Source organism: Nonlabens arenilitoris (genome assembly GCF_002954765.1).
GTDB lineage: Bacteria > Bacteroidota > Bacteroidia > Flavobacteriales > Flavobacteriaceae > Nonlabens > Nonlabens arenilitoris.
This window is the reverse complement of the sequence record NZ_MTPW01000001.1, coordinates 75,403-94,006: the sequence shown is the minus strand read 5'-3', so window position 1 is coordinate 94,006 and position 18,604 is coordinate 75,403. Positions and strand designations below refer to the sequence as shown.

The following is an 18,604-nucleotide window of genomic DNA, read 5'->3' as shown; positions in this document are numbered from 1 at the left end:
TTTTTTTAATTCATTTATGTTAAAGAGCTGCCGAAAGGCAGCTCTTTTTTTGTCTAGATATTTATCAGTTTATCGATTAAAAGCTTTTGTGTTATTTTATGATATTATTAAGTGTTATTTTGAGCGTTAAATAACCTAAAAATTTACTATGAAACATTTTTATGCTACTCTATTAGCTTTATTTACTGTTTCGATGATGGTTGCTCAGTGCAACTATTCATTAGAAATGTTGGATAACTTTGGTGATGGTTGGGGTAATGGATCTCAGATATCTGTTACAATTAATGGTGGTACACCACAAGTGTATACTGTTCCTAATCCTCCTGGAAACATTAACACAGTAACCTTTGCTGTAAATGACGGTGATACTTTATCATTAGACTACGTTGCTGATTCAGTGACGCCTGGTGATAATGAGTTTACACTCTTTGATTCTGAAGGTATTGTAGTCGCGACTTCAGGTTTTTCACCTGCGACAGGTAATTTCTTCAATGGGACTGCTTCTTGTCCTTCTTGTCCTGCAGTTACCAACATTACTTCTAATAATGTCGTAGCAGATTCTGCTGAGATAAGTTGGATTAATGGAGGGACAGAAACTCAATGGATAATTGAATATGGCGTGGCGCCTTATACTTGTGGATCAGGTGGGACGCAAGTAACGGCAAGTTCAAATCCATTCACCATTACAGGTTTAAGTTCTGTAACTACTTATGATGTTTATGTAATAGCAGTTTGTGGAGCAATGGATCAAAGTGCTTGTCAAGGCCCAGTTCAGTTAACAACAACTGAATCCTGTCCAAGTCCTTCTAATTTTGCACCGGTAACACAAACTTCAAATAGTATATCTTTTGTGTGGGATGCAAATGGAAACCCAAATCCTACGTTTGAGGTAGAATATGGTCCTTCTCCATATACTCAAGGTACTGGTGGTACAACTGTACAGCAGTTTTCAGCTCCGTTTGCTGATGTGACAGGACTTGCATCAGATACGTCATATGACTTCTATATTAGAATCGATTGTGGAATGGGTGACTATAGTTTATGGGTAGGTCCTTATACAGCACAAACTTTAATCTCATGTTTCCCGATTAGTGATTTACAAGCAGACTTTGTTGGTTCAGATCTAGCTGATATATCTTGGAATCCTGGTCAAATGGAAACTGAATGGGAGCTCGAATGGGCATTGGCAGGTACTATAACAACGCCTGGAACTGGTCAAGGTACTACGGTGAATGTTACTACCAATCCAATGCATCAATTAACATCATTAACTGATGATACAGCATATGATATTTATGTAAGAGCGGTATGTGATCCGACACAGCCTGACTATAGTTCATGGCAAAATATTTCAATAGCGACTCAATGTCTGCCGCTGGCTGCAACAACTGCTCTGCCTTATACTGAAGATTTTGAGACTTTTACGGCTAATTTAGACTTTGAACGTGAAAATTGTTGGTCTGCAACTTTTAATGGTTCAAACAATTTTAGTGAATATGACTGGAATGTGACAACAAATGGAACTACACCGTCTGGAGGTACAGGTCCAGATGCAGCAAATTCAGGTACAAATTATATGTATATTGAAACATTGGGTAATGTAGGTGATACGGCAACCTTGTTTTCTCCTATTATTAATGTAGATGGTCTTACAGAGCCTTCAGTTCAATTTTATTATCACTTATTTGGCGCTAATATGGGTGACTTAAGTGTAGATGTTTATGATGGTACAGCGTGGCAAGTAGGATTGTTTACTAGTTCAGGACCTGTTCAAACAGCTGGAAGTGATGCTTTTGAGCAAGCTATTATTAATTTAGCAGGTTATACTGGTGATATACAAGTAAGATTTGTTTCGACAAGAACAGGTGTAACTTCTGGAGATATGGCAATCGATGACTTTTCAGTTGAAGAGGCTCCGGCTTGTGCGCCAGTTGCATTATTGGATACTGGAGTGCTTAACGCAATGGATGCTGAGATTACTTGGCAGTCTCAAGGTTCTGAAACTACATGGATTGTAGAATATGGTCCTGTAGGTTTTGTTCCGGGAACATCGGCAACTGATCCTGATGTATTTGAGGTTTCAGTGACTACAAACCCTTACACGATAACTGGTTTAGACCCTAATTCTACTTATGACTTTTATATAACTGCAGATTGTGGAATGAGTACATTAAGCGCTCAAAGAGGTCCTAAAACCTTTACGACAGCCTTCTTGCCTCCACAAGGAGTTAGTTGTCCTGGAATGGATAATGTATTTGTTTTTCAAGAAGAATTTGAAAATAATGATGCAGGATGGACCGGCGATATAGGAGTTGGTACGACAACAGCTGCTTTATGGAATTTTAATAGAGCTATATCACCAGGTTCAGTAAATACAGGTCCTGATGCACCATTTAGTGGTGGTGGATTTGCATATTTAGAAACATCTGGTACGGTAACAACACCTGCAGCTATTGTTTCTCCAGCTATAGATTTAAGCTTTGCAACGGATGGAGCTGAGTTAAGTTTCTATTACTTTGCCTACGGTGCAGAAATTGATGAATTTACAGTAAATGTTAGTACATCACCAACAGGTCCTTGGACTAATGAATTTACTGCAATAGGACAGCTACAAACAGCAGGTAATGATCCTTGGGCACCAGTAGGTGTTAATTTAGATGCATATGTAGGTCAAATTATTTACCTGCAAATAACTGGTAAAGAAAGTGCGACAAATGGATTTACCGCAGATATTGCGATTGATCTATTGAGAGTAGAGACTTGTGGTGCTTTTTGTTCACCACCTAGTATGTTAGCTGCTTTGAATATTACAGATACAACGGTTGATGTAGATTTTGCAGATACTAATGCTACGGCTGCAACTAGTTATGAGGTTTTAGTACAACCGGCAGGCGATCCTGCTCCAGATGCTACTACAACTGGGATTCAACAAACTGCAACAGCTAATCCTTATAACTGGACAGGTTTAACAGCTTTCACTAATTATGATGTTTATGTTAGAACTGATTGTATGGGTGCTGCAGGATTCTCTGTTTGGTCTGGGCCAATTTCTTTCCAAACTGCTTGTGCTGTTTTTACAGCACCTTACTCTGAGAACTTTGAGACGTTCACTGCTACAACAAATTTCTTAGAAGAGAATTGTTGGTCAGCTGATGCAGACGGTACTTATGATTGGAATGTAGATAATAACGGTTCAACGCCAAGTACTGGTACAGGTCCTTTGATGGCCTTTAGTGGTACCAATTATTTCTATACAGAGGCTTCATCTACCGGTGCTGAGGCTCGTTTAGTTTCTCCTATTATAGATTATTCAACATTAACTACGCCTTCTATTCAATTCTATTATCACATGTTCGGTGCACAAATAGGTACTCTTCATGTTGATGTTAATGATGGTACAGGATGGATTAATGATGTAGATATGATTGTTGGTGCACAACAAACAGCGCAAGCTGATGATTGGATTCAGAGAATCGTTGATATTAGTGCTATAACTGGTTTAACAGGAACAGAGTTGTCAGTACGATTAAGAGCTGAGTCTAATGGTACTTTTGCAGGTGATATTTCAATTGATGATTTTAGAATTGATGAAATACCAACTTGTCCTGCACCTTCTGCTTTAACGGTAGATACTACATCTATAACAATTACAGATGCTACTATTGACTGGACTGAAAATGGTACTGCTACAACTTATGATGTAGAATGGGGACCAGTAGGTTATACACAAGGTATGCCACCAGCTGCACCACTAGGTGGAACAGCAACTGGAATAACGAAACCATATACAGTTACAGGACTTCAAGGTAGTACACAATATGACTTTTATGTTAGAGCTATTTGTGGGGCAACTGATACTTCAGTATGGGTTGGACCTGTAAGTTTCCAAACATTATGTGATGTGGTAGCTGCTCCTTATTTCCAAAACTTTGAAGGTTTTACTCCAACTACTGCTTTTGTTGAAGATGCTTGTTTTACAACTAACGCATCTGGAACTTTTAGTTGGGATGTGTCTGGAACTGGTACAACAGGTTCAACGGGAACAGGTCCTTTATCAGCACAAAGCGGTACTAACTTCATGTTTACAGAAGCAAGTAGTGGTGCAGCAGGACAGACAGCAGAATTAATAATGCCTACTATAGATCTTTCTCCATTAACAGCTCCTTCTGTTCAATTCTGGTACCATATGTTCGGTAATCAAATTGGTACTTTAGATATTCAAGTAGATGATCAATTAGGTGGAGGATTTGTTAGTGTTGGCTCAATCGGACCAGGAGCACAACAGACGGCTCAAGCTGATCCATGGTTATTACAGATTACGAATTTATCTGCTTATGCAGGACAGACTGTTGTTATTAAATTCGTAGCTACTTCTAATGGTACATTTGAGGGAGATATAAGTATTGATGATCTATTAGTAGATGAGCTTCCTGCTTGTCCAGATCCAAGTATGTTATCTGTACTTAATATCACTGACACAACTGCAGAATTAAATTGGTCAGAGAATGGTAATGCTACCGTTTGGTCTGTAGAAGTTCAACCACAAGGAGTTGCTCAAGGTACTACACCAGCAGTTTATGCAAATACAATGGCGACTAATCCTGAAACCGCTACTGGTTTAATGGCAGATACATTCTATGATTTTTATGTACAGTCTGATTGTGGGGTAGATGGAGCTAGTGGTTGGTTTGGTCCATTCACGTTTAAAACTGAATGTGCGCCACTTACAGCGCCATATATTGAAGATTTTGAACTTTTCTCAGCTAGTTTAGATTACACAGAAGAAAACTGTTGGAAAGGTAGTTTTAATTCAACGAGTTTTACTGAATATGATTGGAATGTTGATAATGCAGGAAGTACTCCTTCAACAAATACAGGTCCAGATGCAGCTTTTAATGGTTCCAATTACTTCTATGTTGAAGGTAATGGTGGAACAGCTGGTAATGAGGCAGTATTATTATCTCCATTAGTAGATGTGTCCACTTTAACTAATCCTTCAGTACAGTTCAATTATCATATGTTCGGTGTGGGTATTGGTGATTTACATGTAGATATTAATGATGGTTCTGGTTTTGTAAATGATGTTGTTCTTATCCAAGGTCAACAACAAACAGCTGGCAGTTCTCCATGGGAATTAAGCGTTATAGATTTATCATCTTTTACAGGTACTACTATTCAAGTTAGATTCAGAGCGGAAAAGGTAGGAACTAATACATTAGGTGATATTTCATTAGATAATGTTGTGTTTGATGAGTTACCAGCGTGTGCTCAACCTTCCATTTTATCATCTACTAATGTAACTGATGTTACCGCAGATCTATCATGGAATGAAAATGGTATGGCAACTTCTTGGAACGTTGAGTATGGACCTTGTGGATTTACACCTGGCACAGGTACTACAGTTGTAGCGACTACTAATGCTGGGTTTAACATTTCTGGTCTTACTTCAGAAACTTGTTATGAATTCTATGTGACTGCAGATTGCGGTATGGGTACCTTAAGCGGAACAGCCGGTCCAGCATCATTTACAACAGAATGTTCTGCTGTAATAGCTCCATATACAGAAGGTTTTGAGATGTTTACGGTAACCACTGCCTTCACAGAAGAAAATTGTTGGAATACACCACAAACTACTGGTTATACTTGGGATGTGAGTACTAATGGTACTGGTTCAACTAATACGGGACCAACTTCAGCTGCTACAGGATCTAATTATTTCTTCACTGAAGCATCTTCTGGATCAGCAGGTGATGAGGCAGAGCTTTTATCTCCATTAATAGATATGTCTGCATTGACAAATCCAGCACTTTCATTTGCTTATCATATGTGGGGACCAGATTTTGATACTTTACATATTGATGTAAATGATGGTACAGGATGGACACCGGACGTATTTACTCTTGTCGGTCAACAACAAGCAAATCAAGCTGATGCATGGCAAACTGCTATTGTAGGACTTGGAGCTTATACTGGAGCAACTGTTCAAATTAGATTTAGAGGTACTCGTGGAGCTTCTTTCGGAGGTGATATTTCTATAGATGATGTTGTGGTTGATGACTTTAATGGTTGTTTAACTCCAACAAATGTTGCAGCGGCTAACATCACTGCAACTTCTGTTGATATTTCTTGGTCTGCTGGTGGTTCTGAAACGGTATGGGAATATGCAGTATTGCCTAGTGGTTCTGGAGCTCCAACTGGAGCTGGTACTTCAACTATGAATACTATGGAATCTGTTTCAGGTTTAGCTTCTTCTTCAAGCTTTGAAGTTTATGTAAGAGCTGATTGTGGAATGGGTAACTTTAGTTCATGGGTTGGTCCTATTAACTTTGCAACTGATTGTGCTCCTATAGTAGCGCCTTACGGTACAGCTACTGGTGCTCCAGGAAATGACTTTACTGCATATCCAGGAGTTTGCTGGTCAGAAGGTGATGATACAGCTACAACAGTTGGTCCTAATGGTGTAGATGGTGCTTGGGCATCTGATGACTTTGCTAACGATGCGACAAGTTCTAATGGTCAGGCAGCTAAGATTAATATTTGGAATACTGCTGCAATCAATGACTGGTTAGTAACACCTGAATTTGATTTGGGAACATCTGGTAATTTTGAAGCAATTTTTGATATAGCTCATACTACATTTGCCGCAACTGGTGCAACTGCCTTTACTGGTGATCAACAAATACAATTGTTAATTACTGATGATGCAGGTTTAACTTGGACAGCTATTCAAACTTGGGATGCTACATCACCTGCTATTTCAAACACAGGTCAATTAGAAACCGTAAGCCTTAGTAGTTATACGGGAATAGTGCAATTAGCATTCTGGGGTACTAATGGTGTTACTGGAGCCGGTACTGACTCAGAGTTCTTCGTAGATAACTTCACTATAGATGCAACACAAAGTAATGTGTCTATCGAGGAGTTAGGATTTACTTTCTATCCAAATCCTGTTAAAGATGTATTGAATATTAATGGATTGCAAAATATTGATAGTGCATCTGTTATGAATATGTTAGGACAACAGGTTATGAATGTATCACCTGGTGTAACTAATGCTCAAATTGATATGACTACTCTAAGTGCTGGAGTTTATCTAGTTCAAGTAACTACTGACAGTCGTACTTCTACGATTCGAGTAGTGAAAGAGTAAATTTTATATAACTTTTTTAGAAAGGCTGTTCTTAATTGAACAGCCTTTTTTTGATTTACCGATACATTTATGTTCTCATTTGTTTATTGCAATACGCTTTCGCGAAAGCGTACTCTAAACACATAATATATTTTAATAGAATTATATATATCCAATAAAAATAAAGTCTAATTATTCAAAGTGAATTTTGTCATATTTACACTTAACTCTGAGTTTTAACAATTTTAAAAGTAGGATTCTACTTAAATTGATATTTTTACTGCATTTCATCTTAATTTTTTAACCTTTTTTTAGGAATTTGAACGATAATCAGCATACGTAAGACTGTTAATTTAATCTTAATGCTTACATTCATCTACTTATTATTTAAAACTAAAATCTTATTATGAAACATTTTTACGCTACTTTTTTAGCATTATTCACTGTTTCAATGATGGTCGCTCAGTGTGATTATTCATTAGAAATGTTGGATAATTTTGGAGATGGTTGGAACAATGGTGCGCAGATATCTGTGACCATCAATGGTGGTACACCACAAGTGTACACCGTACCTAATCCGCCGGGTAATATTAATACAGTCACTATTACTGTAAATGATGGAGATACCTTATCATTAGACTATGTGGCCGATGCTGTCACACCAGGAGATAATGAATTTACATTATTTGATTCTGAAGGAATAGTAGTTGTTAATTCTGGTTTTTCTCCGGCAACTGGTAATTTCTTCAATAGTACGGTGTCATGTCCAACATGTCCTGCTGTATCTAATATTACCTCAAATAATGTGGTTGCAGATTCTGCCGAGATAGGGTGGACCGCTGGAGGATCTGAAATGGAATGGATAATAGAATATGGTATTGCTCCATACTCTTGTGGTTCTGGTGGTACACAAGTTACCGCTACTTCAAATCCATTTGTTATTTCAGGACTTAGTTCTGTTACTACTTATGATGTGTACGTTATAGCTGTTTGTGGACCTGGTGACCAAAGTGCCTGTCAAGGACCAATTCAGTTTACTACGACAGAATCATGTCCAAGCCCGTCAAATTTTGCTCCTGTAACGCAGACCGCAAATAGCGTTTCTTTTGTTTGGGATGCTAATGGAAATCCTAGCCCTACTTTTGAAGTAGAATATGGTCCATCTCCATATACACAAGGTAGTGGAGGAACGGTTGTACAACAATTTACGGCACCATTTGCAGATGTTACAGGTTTAGCATCTGATACTTCTTATGACTTTTTTGTTAGAATTGATTGCGGAATGGGAGATTTAAGCGTTTGGGCTGGACCTTACACTGCACAAACGGCTATTTCTTGTCCAGTAGTTACCGCAATTCAGGCAACTAACATTTCATTCAATAGTATGGATATTGACTGGGCGGCTGGTTCTACTGAAACAGAATGGGAAGTTGAATATGCTGCAGTAGGTACCATATCGGCTCCTTTTTCTAACCCAGCTCAAGGAACAGTTGTGAACGTGATGACTAATCCTTCCACAACTTTATCTGGTTTATCTGATGCTACTGCTTACGATATTTATGTAAGAGCGGTATGTGATCCAGTTGCTCCAGATTATAGTTCTGCAACATTATTGAACGCAACCACTTTGTGTTTACCATTTGCACCAACGTCTGCGGCACCATATCTTCAAGATTTTGAATCATTTGGAGCCACTACTGCGTTTGTAGAAGAATTATGTTGGTCAGCTACTTCGGTTGATGCTTATGATTGGAATGTTGATGGTGCAGGTTCTACACCTTCATCTAATACTGGGCCTTTAGCAGCTTTTTCTGGCGTTAATTATTTCTATACTGAAGCAAGTTCTGGATCAGCAGGTACTAGTGAGGCTATTCTTAATGGTCCTCAATTTGACCTTTCTGGGTTAACTAATCCATCAGTTCAGTTTTATTATCACATGTTTGGTGGTCAAATAGGAGATTTAATTCTCGAGGTGGATGATTTAACTGGTTCAGGTTGGACTGCTGTTAACACTATTTCTGGTGCTCAGCAAACAGCTCAAGGAGATTCTTGGTTACTTCAAATTGTTAATTTAAGTGCATATTCTGGTCAAACCGTTCAAATTAGATTTAGAGCAGTATCTGCTGGAACATTTGAAGGTGACATTTCTTTAGATGATGTGTATGTTGGTGAATTACCACCTTGTCCAGATCCTAATTTGTTAACCACTAATGGAATTTTAGATACAAGTGCGGTACTTTCTTGGTCTGAAAACGGTTTGGCGACTTCTTGGGAAGTAGAGGTGCAGCCTACAGGTGTAGCGCAAGGTTCAGCTGGTGCAGTATATGAAAATCTTACCGCTTCAAATCCTGAAACAGCGTCTGGATTAACAGCAGAAACTACTTATGATTTCTATGTACGATCAAATTGTGGTACAGATGGATTTAGTGCTTGGGTAGGACCTTTTACATTTACCACAAAATGTTCTCCAATTGTAGCATCATATACTGAGGATTTTGAAAGCTTTACTGCAGGTGTAGACTTTGTTGCTGCAAATTGTTGGGAAGGTTCTTGGAACTCAACTTCCTTTACAGAATGGAATTGGAATATAGATGGAGCAGGTAGTACGCCTACAACTAATACGGGACCTGATGGTGCTAATAGTGGTAGTAACTATTTTTATGTAGAAGGAAATGGTGGAGTAGCGGGAAATGAAGCAATTTTACTAGCACCTATAGTTGATATCTCAGGTTTAACAGCACCGTCAATGCAGTTTGCTTCTCATATGTTTGGTGCTGCGACTGGAATTTTACATGTCGATGTTAATGATGGTTCTGGATTTGTAAATGATGTTTTGACACTTACTGGGCAACAACAAACTAGCGGAGCATCTGCTTGGGACGTGCAAGTAGTAGACTTGTTACCATACAATAGTACAGGTACTGTTCAGGTTAGATTTAGAGCCGAAAGAACTGAAACTGCATTTACAGGAACTTCAGACATAGCGATTGATGATATTGTTTTTGACGAGATCCCAGCTTGCCCGCAGCCATCAGCTTTAGCTACAGGTGTTGTTACTGACATAACAGCCGAAATATTATGGAATGAAAATGGATCTGCAACTGCATGGAGTATAGAGTATGGTCCTTGTGGATTTGTTCCTGGTGATGGGACTTCTACAACTGTAGCTGCAACTACTAATCCATTCACTGTTTCTGGATTGTCGTCTTTTACATGCTATGATTATTATATTACTGCAGATTGTGGAATGGGTACTCTAAGTGCTGTTTCTGGTCCTGGAACTTTTACTACAGAATGTGCTGCATTTACAGCACCTTATTTGGATACATTTGAGGCATTTACCGCTTCGACTACGTTTGTAGAAGAAAATTGTTGGGCAGCAGATTCTGATTCTGCCTACGATTGGAATGTTGATAACAATGGTTCAACACCTTCTTCAGGAACTGGTCCTTTAGGTGCTTTTAGTGGTAGTAATTATTTCTATACTGAAGCTTCCAGTGGTACCGCTGGTGATGAAGCTAGACTAGTTTCTCCGTTAATAGATATTACGCCTTTAACAGCTCCTTCTGTCCAGTTTAAATATCATATGTTTGGTGCTCAAATAGGTACATTGCATGTTGATGTGAACGATGGAGCAGGTTGGATAAATGATGTTGATATGATTGTAGGGCAACAACAGTTAGCTCAAGCTGATGATTGGCTGGATGCAATTATTGATTTAGCTCCTGTTGCACTTACTAGTAATATTATTCAAGTAAGACTTAGAGCTGAAGCTAATGGTACTTTTGCTGGTGATATTTCAATTGATGACTTTAGAGTTGATAACATACCGACTTGTCCTAATGTTTTAATGCTTTCTACTGGAGTAGTAAATTCTAGTAGTGTTGAATTAAACTGGACAGCTGGTGGTACAGAAACTGAATGGGTTGTTGAGTATAGAGAAGTAGGTACTACTGCATTTACTGCTGTAACGCCTAATCCAACTACTCCTACGACTATTATTTCTGGTTTAAGCAGTGGAACAGATTATGAATTATGTGTGTCTGCAGTATGTGGACCTGGAGATATTTCTCAACAAGTATGTACCAATGCATCGACATCTCCTGATTACTGTGCTGGTGATGCATTTGTAGATTCTGGTGGAGCATCTGGTGACTACCAGAATAGTGAAAACATTACTTACAACATTTGTCCAGATAATGCTGGTGATGTGGTTTATGTGAATTTCACATTTAATGATATGGAAGATAGTGGTACTGGTTGTTTTGATGGTCTAACAATTTATGATGGACCAGATAATACGTTCCCTACTATTAATACTCCTTCTGGAGGAACTGAATGGTGCTGGGACCCTACAAACAATAGTGGTACTGGTGATTTAGTAGGTCAATTGTTGCTAGCCACGTCTACTTCAGGTTGTTTGACATTTGTTTTTGAATCTGATGGATCTGTTCAACGACCAGGTTGGTCAGCGACTGTGACATGTGCCGCTCCTCCTACGTGTGCCGCTCCATCTGCTTTAACTGCTCCTACGGTAACTGACACTACAGCAGATTTAGCATGGACAGCTGGTGGTACAGAGACTGAATGGGATGTTGAAGTAGGATTACCTGGATTTACACCAGATACTATGACTGCTGAAGTTACTGTATTAGGAATAACACCTACACCTGACACATTAGTTTCTGGACTATTACCTAATACAGATTATGAATATTACGTAAGAGCAGTTTGTGGACCTGGTGACACGAGCATTTATATAGGTCCTTTTACATTTACTACAGCATGTGCTGCATTTACAGCACCATATTTCGAGGATTTTGAAACATTTGTAGCTAGTACAACTTTTGTTGAAGATGAGTGTTGGTCAGCATCGGCAACTGCTGGTTTTGATTGGAATGTTGATGGAGCTGGTAGTACGCCTTCAACTGGAACAGGTCCATTGGCAGCAAATAGTGGTGTGAATTATTTTTATACTGAGGCCTCGGGAGCAGGAACTGGAGATGTAGCTACGCTAGTTAGTCCATTGATTGATTTAACTTCATTAACCACACCATCTGTTGAGTTTTTCTATCACATGTTCGGTGGACAGATAGGTTCTTTAGATCTAGAAATAAATGACGGAACTGGTTGGGCTAATGTCGTAACCTTAGGACCTGGTCAAATACAAACAGCTCAAGCTGATGCATGGTTATCTCAAATAAGTGATTTATCTGCATATGCCGGCGCGACTGTTCAATTTAGATTTATAGCAACTAGTAATGGTAGTTTTGAAGGTGACATCAGTTTAGATGACTTTAAGGTTGATGAGCTTCCAGCTTGTCCAAATCCTAGCATTTTGACAGCTACTAATATTACAGATTCCACAGCAGATTTAGGATGGACAGAAAATGGAATGTCTACCATCTGGAATATAGAATATGGACCTTGTGGATTTACTCCAGGAACTATGGATCCGGCTGCAGTTCAAGTGACAGGTACAACTATGAATCCATTATCAATTGCGGGATTAAGTTCTCAAACTTGTTATGAATTTTATGTAACCTCAGATTGTGGAGCTGGCGCTTTCAGTAATATGGTAGGGCCATTCTCTTTTGAAACTGCTTGTGCTGCATTTGTGGCACCTTATACAGAAGGTTTTGAAACATTCACTGTATCAACTTCATTTGTTGAAGAGAACTGTTGGAGTACACCACAAACCACCGGTTATACTTGGGATGTTAGTGGAGCAGGCACTGGATCAACAGGAACAGGTCCACTTGCAGCTGCGACAGGAACTAATTTTTTCTTTACAGAAGCAAGTTCTGGCGCGTTAGGTGCAGAAACAGAATTATTATCTCCTTTAATAGATATGTCTGCATTGACAAATCCTGCATTAACATTCAGCTATCATATGCATGGTGTTAACATGGGTACTTTACATGTGGACGTTAACGATGGGAATGGATGGGTAAATGACGTTGCATCATTTGTAGGTCAACAACAACCAGTTCAGGCTGACCCATGGATTACTACTAATGTAGGTCTAGGAGCATTTACTGGGGCAACCATTCAAGTGAGATTTAGAGGTGAGCGAGGTAATGGGTTTGAAAGTGATATGTCGATAGATGATGTTGTTGTAGATTCTTTTACAGGATGTCTTCCTCCATCTAATCTTGCGGTTTCAAATGTAACCTCTAGTACAGCAGATGTTACATGGACTGCAGGCGGTGGAGAAACGGTATGGGAATATGTAAATCAAATCGCAGGTACAGGAATTCCTACAGGAGCTGGTACATCTACCATGAATACAGCAGAATCATTATCAGGTTTAGCTTCCTCAACTAGTTTTGAAGTTTATGTGAGAGCAGATTGTGGTATGGGTAACTTTAGTGATTGGGTAGGTCCATTCACTTATCAAACCAGTTGTGCTCCATTTGTAGCTCCATATGGTACAGCTACTGGTGCGCCAGGGAATGACTTTACTGCTTATCCAGGAGTTTGCTGGTCAGAAGGAGATGATACCGCTGTTGCTGTAGGACCTAATGGTCTTGATGGTGCATGGGCAACAGACGACTTTGCTAATGATGCAGCAAGTTCTAATGGTCAGGCAGCTAAGATTAATATATGGACAACAGCAGCTATCAATGATTGGTTAGTGACTCCAGAGTTTGATTTAGGAACTGCTGGTAATTTTGAAGCTATTTTTGATATAGCTCATACTGACTTTAGTGATACTATTCCAGGAGTCTTTACTGCTGATCAACAAGTTCAATTAGTAATCACTGATGATGGTGGTATGACATGGACTACTTTACAGACATGGGATTCTACAACTACAGTTTCTAATACTGGACAAAACGTAGTGGTTGATCTAAGTGCTTATACTGGAATCGTTCAGTTAGCATTCTGGGGTTCTAATGGTGTTGCAGCTAGTGCTGGTGATTCAGAGTTCTTTGTAGATAACTTTACAATTGATGCTACGGCAAGTGCGTCAAGCGTTGAAGAATTAGGATTTACATTCTATCCTAATCCAGTAAAAGATGTATTGAATATTAATGGACTTCAAAACATTGACAGTGCAACAGTGATGAATATGTTAGGTCAACAAGTATTAAATGTTGAGCCTGGTGTAACTAACGCTCAAATAGATATGTCAACTCTTAGTGCTGGAATTTATCTAGTACAAGTAACTACTGATAGTCGTACTTCTACGATTAGAGTAGTGAAAGAGTAAATTTTATATAACTTTATTAGAAAGGCTGTTCTTAATTGAACAGCCTTTTTTTATTCCCTATTTTTACCACGTGATAGAACTCAATTTTTCCTTTATTGTACCAGTTTATAATCGTCCTGAAGAGGTTGAGAAATTGCTAATTAGTATTTCTCGGTTAGATTATAACAAAGATTTTGAAGTTGTTATTGTAGAAGATGGATCTACATTAACTTGTGAGGCTGTTTGTTCTCGCTTTCGCGAAAGCGTCAACATTTCCTATTTTTTTAAATCCAATTCAGGTCCAGGAGAATCTCGTAATTATGGTATGTGTAAAGCAAAGGGTAATTATTTTATTATATTAGATAGTGATTGTATACTTCCCAAAGGTTACTTACAAGCAGCTGAGAGCGCTTTGCAATCTGATTATGTAGATTGTTATGGAGGTCCAGATGCCGCTCATGAAAGTTTTACATCATTACAAAAAGCTATTAATTATAGTATGACCTCATTTTTTACAACTGGAGGAATTAGAGGTGGTAGTGAACAGCTAGATAAATTCCAACCTCGTAGCTTTAATATGGGGTTGAGTAAAGAGGCTTTTCTGTCTACTGAAGGGTTTGGTAAAATTCATCCTGGAGAAGATCCAGATTTGAGTATCCGGCTATGGAAATCAGGTTATCGTACGAGGTTAATTAAAGACGCTTATGTATATCATGAGAGACGTATATCATGGAAATTATTTTACAAGCAGGTGCATAAATTTGGGATGGTAAGAGTTATATTAAATAAATGGTATCCAGATTCTGCCAAGGTGATCTACTGGTTACCTAGTTTATTTATAATAGGTTTATTATTTTCTATGTTAACGTTTTTAGCCGGTTATGTATGGTTGCTTTATGCAGTGATGCTGTACTTTCTACTGATCTTTATAGACAGTAGCATAAAAAACGGTGTTAAAATAGGCTTGCTTTCTATATATGCTGTTTTTATACAATTTACGGGTTATGGATATGGTTTTTTTAAATCATATTTCTATCTAAATATTTTGAAAAAAGAAGAAAAAAATCAATTTCCACAATTGTTTTTTAAATAAAATCCTATGAGTTTAGAATACAGAAAATGGTTGACTTTTTCTACGTTTGTTTTAATAGCTGGGTTGTTGTGGTTTTTTTTTAAGTATAAAGAAGTTTATACACAGCATGTCGCAGTAGATGTTATATGGACTAATATACCTAGTCATGTGGAGCTCAAAGACGGATTATCATATCAGCTAGACGTTGAACTTACAGGTAATGGTTTTAATTTGCTTAAAGCTAGTTATATAGCGCCTCAAGTTGAACTGGATTTTAAGAAATATGTATTTAAGGATGAGAACTATTTTTTGATCCTAAACTGGTTATGGGAAGTTTAAAAAATCAACTAGCTTATGATTTTAAAGTAGGTTACATTTCTGAAGAGCTTATGACTATAGAGGTCAACGAGTTTATTGCAAAAAAAGTGGGTTTAAAATCTAAAATTAAAGTAACGTATGAACATAATTATTTACCAATCGTCAGTCCTTACTTTACACCAGACTCCGTTTTAATAACAGGGAATGATGCTATGATTAAAAGTATAAATACTTTAGAAATTAATTATGCAGACATTACTGTTCAAGATACGGTATTTAAAAAGCGCATCAATATTAATGAACAATATCCAGATATAAAGGTCGAACCTACACATGTAGATTATATGATTAAAAGTGCTGTTATGACTGAAGGTTCATTTACTATTCCGGTTAATATTATTAATAATAAAAATGATATTGCAACTAAAATCATACCATCCGAAGTAGAAGTTATTTTTAATTGTAGGTTACAAGATTATGAGTTGATTAAGGAATCTGACTTTAATGTGGTTATAGATTATAATAGTCTTACCGAAGATTATAATTTAGTAACCACTGATGTAGAGGTACTAAGTGATCGGGTTAATTCTGTTAGGTTCTCCCCACAACAAATCCAAATTTTAGTAATGCGATGAAAGTGATAGGTCTTACAGGCGGTATAGGTAGTGGAAAAACTACCGTAGCTAAGGAGTTTGAAAAATTAAATGTGCCTATTTATATAGCCGATGAAAGGTCCAAATATATTCTTTCTAATAATCGTAGTGTTATAGATCAAGTGAAGATCTTATTAGGTCAACAGGCATATATTGATGACAATGGAAAAATAGAGGCTAATAGACCTTTTATAGCTAGTAAAGTATTTAAAGATAAAAACCTGTTAGAAGGTCTTAACAAAATACTACATCCTGCAGTACGCATCGATTTTGATAAATTTTGTGAGAGACATCATAGTGCCGCTTATGTTTTATATGAAGCAGCTATTCTTTTTGAAACAAATGGTGATAAGAGGTGTGATGCTACTATTTTAGTGACAGCTTCCTTGCAGAAACGCATTGAAAGGGTTATGCATAGAGATGCCGTGACTGAAGAAGATGTTCTCTCTAGAATGAAGAATCAATGGACACAAAAAGAAAAATTGGAGTTGGCAGATTTTGTAATAATTAACGATAATATCGATTTATTAACTCTTAAATCAGGTTTAATTCATCGTTTTATGTTAAAAAATTAAATATTCTTATTTTTATTATAGATGTTAACATTTGGTTAAACGCTTTTTAACACTTTACGATAGTGTTAAATTTGTGCGTGCAACAAAAACTACTTTATACATTAATTGCTCTTATGAGCCTTTCACTTGCAGGTATTATTGCGGTCCAGATTTACTGGATTGTGGATAGTATTAATGGGAGAAATGAGCAATTCTCCTTTGCGATTAGACAATCATTAGTAAACGTAGCTAAAGAGATTGAAGATCAAGAGGTTGAATATTATTATAGAGCTGTTAATCGCGCGATTGATAGTTTAGACATAGCGCCTAATTCAATGAACATGAGTTCTTTGTTAATGCGTATTAGGGATGCAAATGTAGATGAAGCTATTACATATTCTAATAGCATACAAGGAGAGAGCTACAAGCTTAATGCGCCTATTTTAGATATTGAGATGGATAGTGTAATGTTTACTAAACTGTTGAATCGTCGTGTTAAAACTATTAAACGTAATTCGTCACTAGATGGTGCTCCTGTAAATTCTGAAGAATCCTATGAGAAAATAAATCAATGGGATATGTTAAGTAAAAAGATGTTTATGGAGTCAATAGCAGATCAGTCTGCTAGTTTACCTATAACGCAACGGGTTACTAACAGACAGGTTGAAGAATTGCTAAGTAAGGAATTAAAAGAGCGTCAAATAAATTCTAGTTTTGAGTTTGCGATACATCAAGATAATTTCCCGACTAGAATTCAGTCAGCAAACTTTGATATCGAGAATTATTTTACATGGGGAATACCCATTTTTAATTCTGATAGTGCAAATAATCAATCTTACAAATTATTAATTAATCTTCCAGGCAGGCAAAAATTTATCTTGTCATCAGTATTAGGCATGGCAGGCCTTTCATTAGTTTTTACACTTATCATTGTAATTGCTTATTCTAGTGCTATATCGCAATTGTTTCAGCAACGTCAGATTTCGCAAATTAAGACTGACTTTATAAATAATATGACGCACGAGTTTAAAACTCCTATTGCGACTATTAATCTAGCATTGGATTCTTTAAAACATCCTAAAATTAGCTCAGATCCTGAGAAAGTAGCTAATTACCTAAGAATGATTAGAGAAGAAAATAAAAGAATGCATTCACAAGTTGAAAATGTATTACGTATTTCTAAATTAGAAAAAAATGATTTAGATATTCAAAAAGAAAATTTAGATCTTAATGATGTGTTAGAAGATAGTATATCACATATTGCATTAATTCTAGAACAACGAGGTGGATCACTACATCGTCACTTTGGCGCATTGCGCACAACAGTATTAGCAAATGAAAGTCATCTAAGTAATGTATTTGTAAATGTATTAGAAAATGCTATCAAATATACTGATGAGTCTGAGGCACCAGTCATAGATGTCTATACTGAAAATGTCAGAGATAAAATAGTAATTAAAATAAGAGATCAAGGAATAGGGATGAGTAAGAATGCTCAACGCAAAGTATTCCAAAAATTCTTTAGAGAACATACTGGTAATATTCACAATGTAAAAGGACACGGACTAGGTTTAGCATATGCTCAACGTATAGTGGATGATCACCATGGTGATATTTATGTCGAGAGTGAAAAAGGCCAGGGAAGCACATTTATAATTAATTTACCTTTAATAACTTAAACTT

At 37.3% G+C, this 18,604-nt stretch carries 7 protein-coding genes; all 7 read left to right on the top strand.

Annotated elements, in window-relative coordinates:
- The first annotated feature begins 148 nt into the window (after window positions 1–148).
- The 7 genes from BST92_RS00405 (at window position 149) to BST92_RS00375 (ending at window position 18,600) form a co-directional block, all read left to right on the top strand.
- Entirely contained in the window at window positions 149–7,150 is a 7,002-nt protein-coding gene (locus tag BST92_RS00405) for a fibronectin type III domain-containing protein (protein WP_105069680.1), read from the top strand.
- A 385-nt stretch (window positions 7,151–7,535) separates the two neighbouring features.
- Entirely contained in the window at window positions 7,536–14,345 is a 6,810-nt protein-coding gene (locus tag BST92_RS00400) for a fibronectin type III domain-containing protein (RefSeq protein ID WP_105069679.1), read from the top strand.
- A gap of 73 nt (window positions 14,346–14,418) precedes the next feature.
- Window positions 14,419–15,417, top strand: a complete 999-nt coding sequence (locus BST92_RS00395) for a glycosyltransferase family 2 protein (RefSeq protein ID WP_170061765.1) — start codon at window positions 14,419–14,421, stop codon at window positions 15,415–15,417.
- 6 nt (window positions 15,418–15,423) lie between these two features.
- The gene (locus tag BST92_RS00390) at window positions 15,424–15,735 is read left to right on the top strand and encodes a hypothetical protein (protein ID WP_105069677.1); all 312 of its coding nucleotides are present in this window, start codon (window positions 15,424–15,426) and stop codon (window positions 15,733–15,735) included.
- Complete coding sequence (locus BST92_RS00385; RefSeq protein ID WP_105069676.1) at window positions 15,723–16,349, top strand: YbbR-like domain-containing protein; 627 nt, start codon at window positions 15,723–15,725, stop codon at window positions 16,347–16,349. Before BST92_RS00390 ends, BST92_RS00385 begins: the two co-directional genes overlap by 13 nt.
- On the top strand, window positions 16,346–16,942 hold the full coding sequence (coaE, locus tag BST92_RS00380) for a dephospho-CoA kinase (protein WP_105069675.1): 597 nt from the start codon (window positions 16,346–16,348) through the stop codon (window positions 16,940–16,942). Before BST92_RS00385 ends, coaE begins: the two co-directional genes overlap by 4 nt.
- Before the next feature lie 113 nt (window positions 16,943–17,055).
- Complete coding sequence (locus BST92_RS00375) at window positions 17,056–18,600, top strand: sensor histidine kinase (RefSeq protein ID WP_170061683.1); 1,545 nt, start codon at window positions 17,056–17,058, stop codon at window positions 18,598–18,600.
- The last annotated feature ends 4 nt before the right edge of the window (window positions 18,601–18,604 follow it).

Coding starts and splice junctions, on each gene's coding strand:
- BST92_RS00405 (WP_105069680.1), top strand. CDS start 149: ATGAAACATTTTTATGCTACTCTATTAGCTTTATTTACTGTTTCGATG.
- BST92_RS00400 (WP_105069679.1), top strand. CDS start 7,536: ATGAAACATTTTTACGCTACTTTTTTAGCATTATTCACTGTTTCAATG.
- BST92_RS00390 (WP_105069677.1), top strand. CDS start 15,424: ATGAGTTTAGAATACAGAAAATGGTTGACTTTTTCTACGTTTGTTTTA.
- BST92_RS00385 (WP_105069676.1), top strand. CDS start 15,723: ATGGGAAGTTTAAAAAATCAACTAGCTTATGATTTTAAAGTAGGTTAC.
- coaE (WP_105069675.1), top strand. CDS start 16,346: ATGAAAGTGATAGGTCTTACAGGCGGTATAGGTAGTGGAAAAACTACC.
- BST92_RS00375 (WP_170061683.1), top strand. CDS start 17,056: ATGAGCCTTTCACTTGCAGGTATTATTGCGGTCCAGATTTACTGGATT.